At 51.7% G+C, this 15,138-nt stretch carries 10 protein-coding genes; 5 read left to right on the top strand and 5 right to left on the bottom strand.

Annotated elements, in window-relative coordinates; all coding sequences use genetic code 11:
• Positions 1 to 170: 170 nt before the first annotated feature.
• Both cytR and priA read right to left on the bottom strand, forming a co-directional pair.
• Positions 171 to 1,199, bottom strand: a complete 1,029-nt coding sequence (cytR, locus tag AC2A06_RS13320; protein WP_484380606.1) for a DNA-binding transcriptional regulator CytR — start codon at positions 1,197 to 1,199, stop codon at positions 171 to 173.
• 299 nt (positions 1,200 to 1,498) lie between these two features.
• The gene (priA, locus tag AC2A06_RS13315; protein WP_484380605.1) at positions 1,499 to 3,694 is read right to left on the bottom strand and encodes a primosomal protein N'; all 2,196 of its coding nucleotides are present in this window, start codon (positions 3,692 to 3,694) and stop codon (positions 1,499 to 1,501) included.
• 199 nt (positions 3,695 to 3,893) lie between these two features.
• Here priA and rpmE point away from each other — a divergent pair, with 199 nt between their 5' ends.
• Complete coding sequence (gene rpmE, locus AC2A06_RS13310; protein ID WP_023490849.1) at positions 3,894 to 4,109, top strand: 50S ribosomal protein L31; 216 nt, start codon at positions 3,894 to 3,896, stop codon at positions 4,107 to 4,109.
• Positions 4,110 to 4,175: 66 nt separating this feature from the next.
• On the opposite strand, the gene metJ is transcribed toward rpmE, so the two are convergent.
• Positions 4,176 to 4,493, bottom strand: coding sequence for a met regulon transcriptional regulator MetJ (gene metJ / locus AC2A06_RS13305; RefSeq protein WP_023490850.1), 318 nt, complete (start codon positions 4,491 to 4,493; stop codon positions 4,176 to 4,178).
• 429 nt (positions 4,494 to 4,922) lie between these two features.
• Between metJ and metB the strand changes: the two genes are divergently transcribed.
• The 3 genes from metB (at position 4,923) to metF (ending at position 9,636) form a co-directional block, all read left to right on the top strand.
• Positions 4,923 to 6,083 carry a cystathionine gamma-synthase gene (metB, locus tag AC2A06_RS13300; RefSeq protein ID WP_023490851.1) on the top strand — a complete coding sequence of 387 codons (1,161 nt, stop codon included), beginning with the start codon at positions 4,923 to 4,925 and terminating at the stop codon, positions 6,081 to 6,083.
• 2 nt (positions 6,084 to 6,085) lie between these two features.
• Positions 6,086 to 8,521, top strand: coding sequence for a bifunctional aspartate kinase/homoserine dehydrogenase II (locus AC2A06_RS13295; protein ID WP_484380604.1), 2,436 nt, complete (start codon positions 6,086 to 6,088; stop codon positions 8,519 to 8,521).
• Between the two features lie 224 nt (positions 8,522 to 8,745).
• The gene (gene metF / locus AC2A06_RS13290) at positions 8,746 to 9,636 is read left to right on the top strand and encodes a methylenetetrahydrofolate reductase (protein WP_023490853.1); all 891 of its coding nucleotides are present in this window, start codon (positions 8,746 to 8,748) and stop codon (positions 9,634 to 9,636) included.
• A 74-nt stretch (positions 9,637 to 9,710) separates the two neighbouring features.
• Here the strand turns inward: metF and ppc are convergent, their stop codons facing one another.
• Both ppc and argE read right to left on the bottom strand, forming a co-directional pair.
• Positions 9,711 to 12,347, bottom strand: a complete 2,637-nt coding sequence (gene ppc, locus AC2A06_RS13285; protein WP_484380603.1) for a phosphoenolpyruvate carboxylase — start codon at positions 12,345 to 12,347, stop codon at positions 9,711 to 9,713.
• Positions 12,348 to 12,659: 312 nt separating this feature from the next.
• Positions 12,660 to 13,805: an acetylornithine deacetylase gene (gene argE / locus AC2A06_RS13280; protein WP_023490855.1), complete on the bottom strand. Its 1,146-nt coding sequence runs from the start codon at positions 13,803 to 13,805 to the stop codon at positions 12,660 to 12,662.
• A 217-nt stretch (positions 13,806 to 14,022) separates the two neighbouring features.
• Between argE and argC the strand changes: the two genes are divergently transcribed.
• Entirely contained in the window at positions 14,023 to 15,027 is a 1,005-nt protein-coding gene (gene argC, locus AC2A06_RS13275; protein WP_023490856.1) for an N-acetyl-gamma-glutamyl-phosphate reductase, read from the top strand.
• The last annotated feature ends 111 nt before the right edge of the window (positions 15,028 to 15,138 follow it).

Below are 15,138 nucleotides of genomic sequence, written 5' to 3'. Positions count from 1 at the left end.
TCCAATTGCTTGAGTATAGGCTATTTTTCGGTCACTAAAAGGCGACATTCTGCGGGTTTGTCCCACAGGGCTGCGCTGATAAAATGACCACAACAATCATGCTTAAATCATTCAGACGCCGGTCAGACAGGCGTCTGATTAGTCATGTTACTTAACTCAAAAATATTTGACTAGCATTTAAGAGCGGCGGTGCTGCCTCTGATGATCAATTCACTGTCTAAAAGCCGGGAACCGCTGTTAACCACCTGCCCATGCAATTGTTCCAACAGGAGCAGCATGGCCTGCTGACCAATCTGAAAACGAGGCTGTGCCACTGTCGTCAGAGGGGGGTCACAATATTGTGCCTGTTTTATATCGTCGAAGCCGATAATGGACAAGTCTTGTGGTACCCGCAGACCCATTTTTTTAGCCTGGGAGAGCGCACCAATGGCCATGACATCATTATGGCAAAAGATTGCCGTGGGTGGTTTTGGCAGTGCCATCAACGAGGCTAATGCCTGTGCACCTGCCTCATAAGTAAAATCACCACGGGTAATATAACTACTTTCGATATTAATGCCATTGCGGCGTAATGCCTGGATATAGCCCTGTAGCCGATAATGGCTGAGTGGCATCTGCTCTGGCCCGGCGATGCAAGCTATCTGCTGATGGCCCAATTGCTGTAGATAATGTACCGCTTCAAAGGCGGCGGTCAGGTTGTCGATATGAACGGTGGGCAGTTCCAGTTCCGGTGCAAATTCATTGGCCATCACCATCGGTGGGAGATTGCGCTGCTCTTCTTTGCCCGCATCAAAAGGGAGATTGGAGCCAAGCAGCAACATGCCATCAATCTGTTTGGTGATGATCAGATTGACGAAGGTTCTTTCCTGTTGGTTCTGTTGGGCACAATCGCCGATCAGTACCAGATAGCCCTGTTGCACCGCAGTCTGTTCGATTCCCTGGATCACATCGGCAAAAAACGGATCGCAGATATCAGGGACGATGACCAGAATGGTGCGGGACTCATTGCGTTTGATATTACGTGACAGAGTGTGAGGGGAGTAACCTACGGCTAACACAGCCTGTTCTACTTTCTGGCGTGTTGATGTTGAGACCTTTTCCGGGTTCATCAGCGCACGCGATACGGTTGCAGTTGAAACACCGGCCATATCGGCAACGTCCTTCATGGTGGCCATGGGCAATTCTTTCTTGTGTTGCAACGCCTCTCTCCTTGCATTATCCCTAAGTCAACGCAGTTACTTCAGCTATTTCATCAAGCAGGCGTTTGGTGGTGTGACGGTTTGGTCGCGCCATCTACGCTGGGGGCCTTCAGTGATTCATCCCCTCCTTGCATTACTGCTATAGGTTACTTGAATAAACTTGAGTATAAACAGATTACGGTCTGCTTTTATTGCTTAATTTGCATAAAAAGTGTGATACGGGAAGGTTTTCCCGTGTTAGATCGCAAATTGGTAAGATTAACCTCTGCCTTACCCCGCTCAACCAGGTTGTTTTCAACTCAACTATCGCTGGGGTCAACGTCCAACGTCCATTTCACTTTACGTGCTTGTGGCAACGTATCAATCAACGGCAAGGTGTTTTTGAACAACTGCTGTAACAGACGTCGGGAAGGGTGTTGTAACAGTAATTGCCAACGGAAACGGCCCCCACGTTTGGCTTGCAATGCAGGAACCGGGCCCATCACCCACAACGAGTTATCTTTCAGTGGGCTGGCTTCCAGCAGATTGCGTAATTGTTGCAGGAACAGTGGTGCCTGTTGATTGTCGTGATCTTCCGAACGCACGATGATGTGGTTGGTATAGGGGGGCAGGAAGACACTTTGGCGTTCAGCCAACGCTTGCTTGGCAAAAGCATCGTAACCTTGTTGCAGCAGAGTCTGCAGTAACGGATGTTCCGGGTGGTGGGTTTGCAGCAGCACTTCACCCTGCTTGCCTGCTCGCCCGGCGCGGCCGGAAACTTGAGTATAAAGTTGGGCGAAACGCTCGGCGGAACGGAAGTCAGCCGAGAATAGCGCACCATCAACGTCCAGCAGCGCAACCAGTGTGACATCGGGAAAGTGGTGACCTTTTGCCAGCATTTGCGTTCCGATCAGGATGCGCGGACCACCGCGTTGAATATCCGCCAGATGCTGTTCCAGTGAGCCTTTACGGCTGGTGGTATCGCGATCGATACGGGTGATGGCGGTTTCCGGGAACAGTGCGACTAGCTCGTGTTCCAACTGTTCCGTACCCACACCGATGGCGACCAGATGGGTTGAGCCACATTGTGGGCATTGGTGTGGTACTGGGCGTTGGCTATCGCAGTGGTGGCAGCGTAATTGGCGATGATTCTGGTGGAGGGTGTAGTAATGGTCACAGCGCTGGCATTCAGCGATCCAGCCGCATTCATGACACAATAACGCCGGGGCATATCCGCGCCGGTTAAGAAACAGCATCACCTGATTACCGTTCTTCAGATGGTGCTGCATGCTTTTCAACAGCGGTTGAGAAAGCCCGACTTTCAGTGGCAGGCCTTTCAAATCGATCAGATGCTGGTTAGCGGCTTTGGCATTCCCCGCTCGCTGGGTCAATTTGAGTTGGCGATATTTGCCTAATTGTACATTGTGCAGTGTTTCCAACGCCGGTGTTGCCGTGCCCATCACGATGGGGATGCCCTCTTCCCGAGCACGGAATACGGCGAGATCACGCGCGTGATAGCGCCAGCCCTCTTGCTGTTTATAAGAGCTGTCGTGTTCTTCGTCGATGATAACGATGCCAAGCTGAGAAAAGGGGGTGAACAACGCCGAGCGAGTGCCAATAACGATGGCGGTTTCGCCGCTGCGCGCCCTTAACCACACTGCCAGTCGTTCGCTGTCGTTCAACCCGGAATGCAGTACGTCCACCGGTGCGTTAAAGCGTTCACGAAAGCGGGCAATGGTCTGCGGTGTCAGGCCGATCTCAGGAACCAGTACCAGAGCCTGCCTGCCTTTCGCCAGGATGTTTTCCAACACGCTGAGGTAAACCTCAGTTTTACCGGAGCCGGTGATCCCCGCCAACAACCAGGCGGCAAATTGATCATCTTCACTGCGAATCGCCCCTACGGCGGTGGCTTGCTCGGTATTGAGCCTAAGCCGCTCCCCCAGGACTTTAAAGTTTGGCCGCCAATCTTGTTTCGGTATCACTTGCGCACGTAGCACCGCCAAGTCTTTGACCCGTAGCGCTTGAAGTGCGCTTTCTGTCAGTGCCAATTCATTGACTTGGTGGCGATATATCGGCTGTTGCAGCAGTGCCGCCAGTGCTTGTTGCTGTTTCGGGGCGCGCTTGAGGCTATCCAGTGGTGTGGCTCGCCCTTGTTCAGTGGCGATCCATTGCCATAGCGGCTCGCTTTCTGCCGGTTTGCCCTGGCGCAGCAGAATGGGTAATGCATGGAACAGCACTTCACCAATGGGGTAATGATAGTATTCACTGGCCCAGAGTAAGATATGCCACAGGCTGGCAGAGAACAGCGAATCGTTGTCCAACAGCGTGTCGATAGATTTGAGCTTCTCCAAGGGCAGTTGGCTGCTTTCGCTATAACCGGTGATAATGCCTATTGCCCGTTGTTTTCCCCAAGGGACACTGACCCGCGCGCCACAGACTGGCTGCTGGCCTGCTGGCAGCAGATAATCAAAGGTGCGGGCAAGAGGAACCGGCAGAGCAACGTGTACAACAGGCATGTGGCTATCCAGAGGGAAAAAGATGCGGGCTAGTTTACACTGTAGGCCGCCAAATGTACGGATCCGATTGCGCAGTATATTTTATTCTGTATAATTTGCCGCCTTTGATATAATTCCATATCAAATATGATGATTAACTACGTGTGGTGTCTGGCGGAACACGGCTGGATAGCGACACGGCCTTAACTGAGGTTCCCCCATGCAAAAAGGTATTCACCCAAAATACGAAGAAGTTACTGCGAACTGCTCTTGCGGTAATGTGATCAAGATCCGCTCTACTGTGGGTCATAATCTGAACCTGGACGTTTGTGGCGAATGCCACCCGTTCTATACTGGTAAGCAGCGTGATGTTGCTTCCGGTGGTCGCGTTGACCGTTTCAACAAGCGTTTCAGCGTACCAGGCAGCAAGAAGTAAGTTTTCTTGCAGTCAGACAAAAGGCGCCTTTGGCGCCTTTTGCATTTTTGTCTGTTGGCTAGGCTATCAATATTCCCAGGTATCAGGATCTACCCCTAATTCACGCATCAGCACTTTTGCGACTTCCGGGATTTCATCACTCCGCTCTTTACGCAGATCTTCATCATCGGGTAATGGCTGACCAGTAAAAGCATGTAGAAATGCTTCGCATAGCAATTCGCTGTTTGTCGCGTGGCGCAGATTGTTGACCTGGCGGCGGGTCCGTTCATCAGTCAGGATCTTCAAGACCTTCAGCGGAATGGATACCGTGATTTTTTTTACTTGCTCGCTTTTTTTACCGTGTTCAGCGTAAGGGCTGACATACTCGCCGTTCCACTCAGCCATGGGACACCTTAAGATTTGTTTGGAAATTACAAAATTCTAAAAACCAGCCAATTATGCCCGATTTTCGTTGTTCTCACTCAATAAATATCAATTTTACACGACAAAGGTCATTGAATAGTATCGATGAAATCTCTATCCCACCGATACCCTTCATACTGCAAGGGGTCGTGGTGTTGGTTGCGTTATCTGGCTCATCCCTCGCGGGGGAGCGGCAGTACAGTTTAAAAACCGATTGCGCTTCTGTTCTGCAACCTGAATAAATCCGAATAGAAGTACAATATCCGAATAGAAGTACAATGTTAGCGGGTATTTTCTTTTTGCTCAATCTATACGCAAAGAAGTTTAGATGGCTAGATGTATTGACGTCTATTTCTGCTGGGGTTAATCTTTAGGCTTCATTCTCCCACTTTCCGAGAGCCGAGATACCCTATGACACATAAACCAGCCACGATTGCCGTGCGTAGCGGCCTGAACGATGATGAGCAGTACGGTTGTGTTGTCCCACCGATCCATCTTTCAAGTACTTACAATTTCATCGACTTCAACCAACCTCGTGCTCATGATTATTCACGCCGTGGAAATCCGACCCGTGATGTGGTGCAACGTGCGCTGGCAGAACTGGAAGGGGGCGCCGGTGCGGTGATGACGGGAAGCGGTATGTCGGCGATCCATTTGGTGACGACGGTATTGCTTAAGCCTGGTGACCTGCTGGTGGCACCTCATGACTGCTATGGTGGCAGTTACCGTCTGTTTGATAGCCTCAGCAAACGTGGTGCGTATCAGGTGTTGTTTGTTGATCAGAGCAACCCCGTTGCATTGCAGCAGGCATTGGCACAAAAACCGAAAATGGTATTAATCGAAACGCCCAGTAACCCGTTATTACGTGTGGTGGATATCGCGGCAATCTGCCAAGCCGCACACCAGGTGGGGGCATTGGCGGTTGTCGACAACACTTTCCTCAGCCCTGCCTTGCAACAGCCACTGGCACTGGGAGCCGATCTGGTGGTGCATTCTTGTACCAAGTACCTGAATGGTCACTCCGATGTGGTGGCCGGCGCGGTGATTGCCAAGGATCCGGAGCTGGCGGTGGAACTGGCTTGGTGGGCGAACAATATCGGCGTGACCGGGGCGGCATTCGATAGCTATCTGTTATTGCGTGGCATAAGGACTTTATCACCACGAATCAAAGCCGCACAGCATAATGCCGAAGCAATTGTCAGTTATCTGCAACAGCAACCCCTGGTTAAAAAGTTGTATCATCCTTCCTTGCCGGAAAACCCAGGCCATGAGATTGCCTGCCGCCAGCAGCGCGGGTTTGGTGCCATGCTCAGCTTTGAGCTTGATGGTGATGAGGCGTTGTTACGCCGTTTTCTCTCTGCGCTGCAACTGTTTACTTTGGCGGAATCACTGGGTGGGGTAGAAAGCCTGATCTCACATGCGGCGACCATGACCCATGCCGGGATGGCACCAGAAGCGCGCGCCGCTGCTGGCATTTCTGACAGTTTGTTGCGTGTTTCTGTGGGTATTGAAGACAGCGAAGATTTGATTAGTGACCTGGAACAAGCCTTCCAGGCAGCGGCAACGAGGTAAGCATGAATGCAATTGCGGTAGCAGGACCGGTGAGTGGGCGGCAGCTACATAAATTTGGTGGCAGTAGTCTGGCTGATGTGAAGTGTTATTCACGGGTTGCCGGGATTATGGCGGAATATAGCCGACCTGGCGACCTGATGGTGGTTTCGGCTGCCGGTAGCACGACGAATCAACTGATCAACTGGTTAAAACTAAGCCAGAGTGATCGTTTGGCGGCACATCAGGTGCAGCAGACGCTGCGCCATTATCACAGTGAACTGATCAGGGGTTTATTACCGTCTGAGCGTTCGCAGCCATTGGTTGACGAGTTTATCCGCGATCTTGAGCGCTTGGCCGTTTTGCTGGATGGTCACGTTGACGATGCTGCCTATGCCGAAGTGGTGGGGCATGGGGAAATCTGGTCTGCCCGGCTGATGGCCGCCGTATTGAACCAGCAGGATATGCAGGCGATATGGCTAGATGCCCGTGATTTCCTGCGCGCTGAACGTGCTGCACAACCGCAGGTGGATGAAGGCCGCTCTTATCCACTGTTGCAGCAACTGTTGGCACAGCACCCTGGCAAGCGCCTGGTGGTGACTGGCTTTATCTCGCGTAATGACGCCGGTGAAACGGTGTTGCTCGGGCGTAATGGTAGTGACTATTCTGCAACGCAAGTTGGTGCATTGGCGGGCGTAGAGCGGGTCACTATCTGGAGCGATGTCGCGGGTGTTTACAGTGCTGATCCGCGCAAAGTGAAAGATGCTTGCCTGTTGCCGCTGTTGCGTCTGGATGAAGCCAGCGAATTGGCACGTTTGGCAGCACCGGTTCTGCATACCCGGACATTGCAGCCGGTATCTGGCAGCGATATTGATTTACAACTACGTTGTAGCTACCAACCTGAGCAGGGCTCGACACGTATTGAACGTGTGTTGGCCTCTGGTACCGGTGCCAAGATAGTCACCAGCCATGATGATGTTTGCCTGATTGAGTTCAGTGTCGCTCCGCAGCGTGACTTCAAGCTGGGGCGGCAAGAGCTGGAACTGGTGCTCAAGCGTGCACAGATAAAACCCTTGGCGGTGGGGCTGCACCCCGATCGCAGTCTGATCCAATTGTGCTATACCTCGGAAGTGGCGGGGAGTGCGCTGGACATCTTAAAAGCTGCGGGGTTGCCCGGTACGTTGCAACTGCGTGAAGGCTTGGCGCTGGTGGCGTTGGTCGGCGCTGGCGTTGGTAAGAATCCGCTGCATAGCCATCGCTTCTATCAGCAATTGAAAGATCAACCGGTAGAATTTATCTGGCAAGCAGAAGATGGCATCAGCCTGGTAGCTGTATTACGCCAGGGGCCCACCAGTCTGTTGATTCAGGGCTTGCACCAGACGCTGTTCCGAGCGGAAAAGCGCATTGGGCTGGTGTTGTTTGGCAAGGGTAATATCGGCTCGCGTTGGTTGGAATTGTTTGCTCGTGAACAGACCAACCTCTCTGCGCGCAGTGGCTTTGAATTTATCCTGGCGGGGGTGGTGGATAGCAGTCGCAGTTTACTGGATTACCAGGGGCTGGATGCTAGCCGTGCGTTAGCGTTCTTTGACGAAGAAGCCCAGCAGTTGGATGAAGAATCCCTGTTCTTGTGGATGCGAGCACACCCGTTTGACGATTTGGTGGTTCTTGATGTCACTGCCAGTGGCAATCTGGCGGATCAGTATCTGGATTTTGCCAGTTATGGTTTTCATGTGATCAGCGCCAATAAACTTGCCGGTGCATCCAGTGGTGCCAATTACCGTCAGGTGCGTGATGCGTTTGCCAAGACCGGGCGTCACTGGTTGTATAACGCCACGGTGGGTGCCGGGTTGCCGGTGAATTATGCGGTACGCGATCTACGCGACAGCGGTGACAGTATCTTGGCGATCAGTGGTGTTTTCTCCGGTACCCTCTCTTGGTTATTCCTGCAGTTTGACGGCACGGTGCCCTTTACTGAACTGGTGGATCAGGCCTGGCAGCAAGGACTGACGGAACCGGACCCGCGGGCTGATTTGTCGGGGCAGGATGTGATGCGCAAACTGGTGATCTTGGCGCGGGAAGCGGGTTATGACCTGGAGCCTAACCAGGTTCGTGTTGAATCGTTGGTGCCAACAGGTGCCGAGCAAGGTTCTATCGATCAGTTTTTTGAAAACGGCGATACCCTGAATCAGCAAATGTTGCAGCGTTATGAAGCCGCCAACGAAATGGGCTTGGTGCTGCGTCACGTGGCACGTTTCGATGCCAATGGTAAAGCGCGTGTGGGGGTTGAGGCGGTGCGGCCAGAACATCCACTGGCTTCGCTGTTGCCTTGTGACAACGTGTTTGCCATTGAAAGCCGTTGGTATCGGGATAACCCACTGGTGATCCGTGGCCCAGGGGCTGGGCGCGATGTTACCGCCGGGGCCATTCAGTCTGATCTTAACCGTTTGGCACAGTTACTTTAAGTCGCCCTATCCGTCGTTATTCAAGCTGCCAGGGCTATCCTCGCCGCTTGAATGATGGCGCTTGTGACCCCGAACATGAAGTTTTTTCACATAGCGTGAGGATTAATCATCGTCTTACGCTTACTTTCCTGTTGACTCTTCAGGCAACATCCGGCATTTTCTCTTTAGACGTCTAAACGTATAGACGCTTATTTGGCAATATTGAGATAAGAGGCGGGCAGGGAATGAGTTTTTTTCACGCAAACCAGCGGGAAGCGCTGAATCAGAGTTTGGCAGAGTTAAATGGCCAGATTAATGTGTCGTTCGAGTTTTTCCCTCCGCGTACCAGCGAGATGGAAGAGACCTTGTGGCAATCGATTGATCGCCTGAGCAGCCTCAAACCCAAATTTGTTTCCGTTACTTACGGGGCCAACTCAGGTGAACGTGATCGCACCCATAGCATCATCAAAGGGATTAAAGAGCGCACTGGCCTGGTTGCCGCCCCGCACTTAACCTGTATTGATGCTACTCCATCACAGCTTATTGATATTGCCACTGATTACTGGAATAGCGGTATTCGTCATATTGTCGCTCTGCGCGGTGATTTACCCCCGGATAGTGGCAAACCTGAAATGTATGCTGCCGACTTGGTCACGCTGCTGAAAAGTGTTGGCGATTTTGATATTTCGGTAGCGGCTTATCCAGAAGTTCATCCAGAAGCAAAAAGTGCCCAGGCAGATTTGATCAACCTTAAACACAAAATTGATGCGGGTGCTAACCGTGCTATAACCCAATTTTTCTTTGATGTAGAAAGCTATCTGCGTTTTCGTGACCGTTGCGTGGCGACCGGAATTGATGTGGAAATTGTGCCGGGTATTCTGCCCGTCTCCAATTTCAAACAACTACAGCGCTTTGCCACCATGACTAACGTGCGGGTGCCAAACTGGATGAGCAGTATGTTTGCCGGGTTGGATGATGACCCGGAAACGCGCAAGATGGTTGGTGCTAATATTGCGATGGATATGGTGAAGATATTAAGCCGCGAAGGGGTAAAAGATTTCCACTTCTACACGCTTAACCGTGCGGAAATGAGCTATGCCATCTGCCATACGTTAGGGGTTCGCCCGGCGGTTTAAATCAACGCGGATATAACACTAAGAATACCCAAGGTACTGTAATGGCAGTACCTTGGGTTGAGATTGAGTATCACCTAGCCAGTGTTACGCATCCCGGCAGCAACACCGGCGATAGTGACCATCAGCGCCTGTTCAACTTGGGGATCCGGTTGTTCCAACTGGCGTGAGCGGTACAGCAGCTCTGCCTGTAGAACGTTGAGCGGATCGGTATAAACATTACGCAAGGCGATAGATTCAGCGATCCACGGTAGCGCTTCCATCAGATGATCGTCATTGGCGATGGTCAGGACAGCCTTGATATCGCTCTCCAACTGATCACGTAACTGTTTGCCCAATGGCCACAACGACTTATCCACCAAGCGCTGATCATAGTATTCCGTCAACCAGAGATCGGTCTTGGAGAACACCATTTCCAGCATAGCAATGCGGGTAGAAAAGAACGGCCAGTCGCGGCACATGGCTTCTAACTGGTCTTGCTTGCCCGCTTTCACTGCTTCTTGCAAACCCGCACCTGCACCCAGCCAGGCTGGCAGCATCAGGCGATTCTGGGTCCAGGCGAAGATCCATGGAATAGCACGCAGGCTTTCTACGCCGCCGTTCGGGCGCCGTTTGGCCGGGCGCGAACCCAGGGGCAGCTTAGCTAGCTCCTGTTCTGGTGTCGCCGCACGGAAATAGGGGACAAAATCCGGATTTTCACGCACATAACCCCGGTACATTTTGCATGAAGTCTCGGACAGTTCGTCCATTAATGTGCGCCATTCTGGCTTGGGTTCCGGTGGCGGCAGTAGGTTGGCTTCCAGAATCGCGCTGGTATACAGCGCCAGACTACTGATGGTGACTTCAGGCAGACCGAATTTAAAGCGGATCATCTCCCCTTGTTCGGTAACACGTAAGCCACCTTTCAGGCTGCCTGGTGGTTGCGATAGCAGTGCAGCATGAGCCGGCGCACCGCCACGGCCAATGGAGCCACCGCGACCATGGAACAACGTCAGGGCGACGCCTGCTTTTTCACAGGTTTTGATCAGCGCATCCTGTGCCCGGTATTGCGCCCAAGAGGCGGCCATTACCCCGGCATCTTTCGCGGAGTCGGAATAACCGATCATCACCATTTGCTTGCCCTGAATAAAGCCACGATACCAGTCAATATTCAGCAACTGTGTCATGACATCGTCGGCATTGTTCAGATCGTCAAGCGTTTCAAACAGTGGCGCGACGGGCAGAGCGAATGGACAACCGGCCTCTTTCAGCAGCAGATGCACCGCTAATACATCAGACGGGGTGCGCGCCATCGAAATGACATAAGCGGCAATGGAACCTTGTGGTGCTTCGGCGATCACTTTGCAGGTTTCCAGAACCTCCTTGGTTTCGCTGCTGGGTTCCCATTTCAAAGGAATCAACGGGCGCTTGGAGCTTAACTCACGGATCAAAAATGCCTGCTTATCGGCTTCTGACCAGCTTTCATAATCCCCTAGCCCCAAATAGCGTGTCAGTTCGGCGAGGGCTTCAGTGTGGCGAGTGCTTTCCTGGCGAACATCGATACGAACCAGCGGGACACCGAAGCAGCGCACGCGGCGTAGCGTATCCAACAGTTGGCCGTTGGCAATGATGCCCATGCCACAGGCGACCAATGAGCGATAACAGGCATATAACGGTTCCCACAATTGCTCATTGTTTTCCAGCAGGTTGTGCGGGCGCAGAACACGTTGCCCTTTCAGGCACTCTTCAAGGTAGTCCTGAGTGCTCATCAACTGGCTGCGTAGTTGCTTCATTAATTCGCGGTAAGGTTCTTGTACCTCGTCACCACCCGCCAGTGCACGCAACTCTGGCGTACATTCGGTCATTGATAGCTCGGAAACCAATACCTGAATATCACGAGTAAACAGGTCACAGGCTTTCCAGCGGCTTAATAACAGCACATGGCGAGTGATTTCAGCAGTAACATTGGGGTTACCATCGCGGTCTCCCCCCATCCAAGAAGTGAATCTGATGGGAACCGCTTCTACTGGCAAGCGGTAATCAATGGATTTTTCCAACTGTTCGTTAAACTCGCGCAAGAAAGCGGGTACGCCTTCCCACAGACTGTTTTCCACCACAGCAAAGCCCCATTTGGCTTCATCAATCGGTGATGGGCGATTTTTACGCATTTCATCGGTATGCCAGGACTGTGCCACCAACTGGCGCAGGCGGCGCATGATTTTATTGCGCTGATAGTCGGCCAAATCGTTATGGTCCAACTGACTGAGACAGGTGTTAACCTCAACCAGTTTGTGGATCAGGGTACGACGGGTAATTTCGGTTGGGTGAGCGGTCAACACCAATTCGATGGAGAGATCATCCACCGCATTCTGTAATTCTTTGTCGCTGATTTTTTTGTCTTTCAGCCGAACAAACAGTTGAGCCAAGGCTTCTGGGTTGCTGAGGGCTTCACCATGGGGCGAAATACTATGATATTGCTCAGCAACGTTAGTCAGATTCAGGAATTGGCTGAAGGCACGAGCAACGGGTAGCAGTTCATCATTAGACAGGTTTTGTAGCGTCGATAACAGCTCCTGACGATGGACTTCACTACCTGCACGTGAAGATTTGGACAGCTTACGGATAGTTTCAACCCGATCGAGAATATGTTCACCCAGCGCTTCTTTAATCGTATCGCCGAGCAATTTGCCGAGCATACTGACATTACTGCGCATTGCCGAATATTGTTCGTTCATATGACCCTGACCCACTCCTCTGTAAACTCATCATCTCCTGGCTATGGCGTTACTGCCTGCCGCCTGAAAGTATTGAGTACATAATTTTCATCTTGTAAGTAAACTTCACGTGTCTGGTGAAGACAACTCACTTCATCGTGCCACGTGCTGGCCTAATCATTAATTGACACTATTTTTAGCAAAAAAACATAAAAATCAGCGTATTTTCTGAAATTTAATTACAGCCCATCGGTTATCAGTTTGGCTTATCACCCCGATGAACTACCTCTTTGGAGGTAAATAATGGACTGTTACTTGCTGTTTATCCATCAGTTATTGTTGGCAAAAATGGTCGACCAATTCTGCTAGCAACCTACGGGTTGGCTCAATAAACGCCATATCAAGATATTCGTCAGGTTGATGCGCCTGGTTGATCGAACCCGGCCCTAACACCAGCGTTGGGCACACATTTTGGATAAACGGCGCTTCGGTACAGTAGTTAACCACTTCGGTACGGGAGCCGAGCAACTTCTCAATGACCGCGACCATGTGGTGGTCGGTAGGGCATTCATAACCCGGAATGGGCGGATGCAGTTCATCAATGGTTAAACGGCCCGGCCAGCGTTGGATGACGGGAGCCAGTGCCTGGTGCAGCAGCTCGTTGATGTTATCCAGTGTCATACCGGGTAATGGGCGAATATCCATATGTAATTCGCAACAGGCACAAATACGGTTGGCCGCATCTCCGCCGTTGATATGACCGAAGTTCATGGTTGGATAGGGCACGGCAAAGGCGGGATTGTGGTAGCGCTCCTGCAGTGTCTTGCGTAATGTCATCAGATGCCCGATGGACTCATGCATCAGGTCGATGGCATTCACGCCACGAGCCGGGTCGCTTGAATGACCAGATTGACCCACGATGCGGATCGCATTGGAAATATGGCCTTTATGGGCACGTACTGGCTGCAGAGATGTCGGCTCGCCAATAATGGCAAAGTCTGGGCGGATTTTGCTCGAGGCGGCAAAATAACGGGCCCCGGCCATGGTGGTTTCTTCATCCGCCGTAGCCAGAATATACAGCGGCTTAGTCAGTTTTCCGGGGTCAATATCGCGTACTGTATCGAGCACAAAGGCAAAGAAGCCTTTCATATCGGCAGTACCCAGCCCATAAAGCTTGTTGTCGTGTTCGGTTAAGGTAAAGGGGTCGCGTGTCCAGCGGCCCTGGTCATAGGGTACGGTGTCGGTATGACCGGCCAGCAGCAACCCACCGGGGCCTTCCCCCATACTTGCCAACAGGTTGAACTTGTTGCGGGTGTCTGGCACCGGTTGTACATCGACACGGAAACCCAGATCGCTAAACCAACTGGCCAGTAAGTTGATTAATGTTTCATTACTCTGATCAAGGTCAGCATCGGTGGCACTGATCGATTCTGTGCTTATCAGTGCCCGGTACAACTCAATAAATGAGGGTAATTTCATCTTCACTGTTGACAGCCTTTGGTTAGGGTAGTATCAATATTCATGCATTTATTCTGAATAAAAATACATTAAATAAGAGCGTAAAGGAAACGACGCCTGGATGTTGTTCAAAACATCAACGCTCAACCATCGGGGTGACCGGCACAATAATGCGCTTAAACCCTGCGACCAGAGTCACCCATGACTCTTACTGTTAGCCAAGAAGGTGAAAGGCCACATGTTGAATACGCTGATTGTTGGTGCCAGCGGTTATGCCGGAGCGGAGCTTACGGCTTACCTGAATCGTCATCCACATATGAACATAACCGCTTTAGCGGTTTCAGCGCAAAGTGCAGATGCAGGAAAATTACTTTCTGACCTGCATCCTCAATTAAAAGGTATCGTTGACCTGCCATTGCAACCCCTGGTTGACCCTGCTGCTGCCGCAAAAGACATTGATGTGGTTTTCCTGGCTACCGCCCATGAGGTGAGCCATGACATCGCCCCCATCTTTCTGGCAGCGGGTTGCGTAGTGTTCGATCTCTCCGGTGCATTCCGTATACAGGATAGCCAATTCTATAGTCAATATTATGGTTTTCAACACCAGCATGAACAGTGGCTGTCTCAGGCAGTTTACGGTCTGGCGGAGTGGCAGGGTGAAAAACTCAAACAGGCACAGCTGATTGCAGTGCCTGGCTGCTACCCGACCGCAGCACAATTGGCCTTAAAACCGCTCATTGATAAACAACTGCTGGATCTGACCCAATGGCCGGTGATCAATGCCGTCAGCGGCGTGAGCGGTGCGGGCCGTAAAGCCAGTGTTGCCACCAGTTTCTGCGAAGTGAGCCTTCAGCCTTATGGCCTGTTTAACCATCGTCATCAGCCAGAGATAGCAACTCATCTCGGGGTGCCGGTGATTTTTACCCCCCATTTAGGGAGTTTCCCGCGCGGAATTTTGGCCACCATCACCTGCCGCTTGAAAGCCGGTGTCACCGCACAAGATGTGGCGGCGGTTTACCATGGGGCCTACGACGATAAACCGCTGGTACGGTTGTATGACCAAGGCATGCCAGCGCTGAAATCTGTGGTGGGGCTACCGTTCTGTGATATCGGTTTTGCTGTTCAGGGTGAACATCTGATTACCGTGGCAGCAGAGGATAACCTGTTGAAAGGGGCTGCGGCGCAGGCGGTGCAGTGCCTTAATATCCGTTTTGGGTTCCCGGAAACCCAGTCATTAATCTAATATTTACCCCATAGGCGTTCAGTTGTCGCCAAGTCGCCACGTTAACCGTGGCGCCGAAATTTTGACGGCAGTGACACCGCGTGGCAACTTGTAAGAGAGAGTATAAGCGTG

Source organism: Serratia sp. HNCC26DJ244 (assembly GCF_057180565.1).
This window is presented reverse-complemented; position numbering and strand designations above follow the sequence as displayed.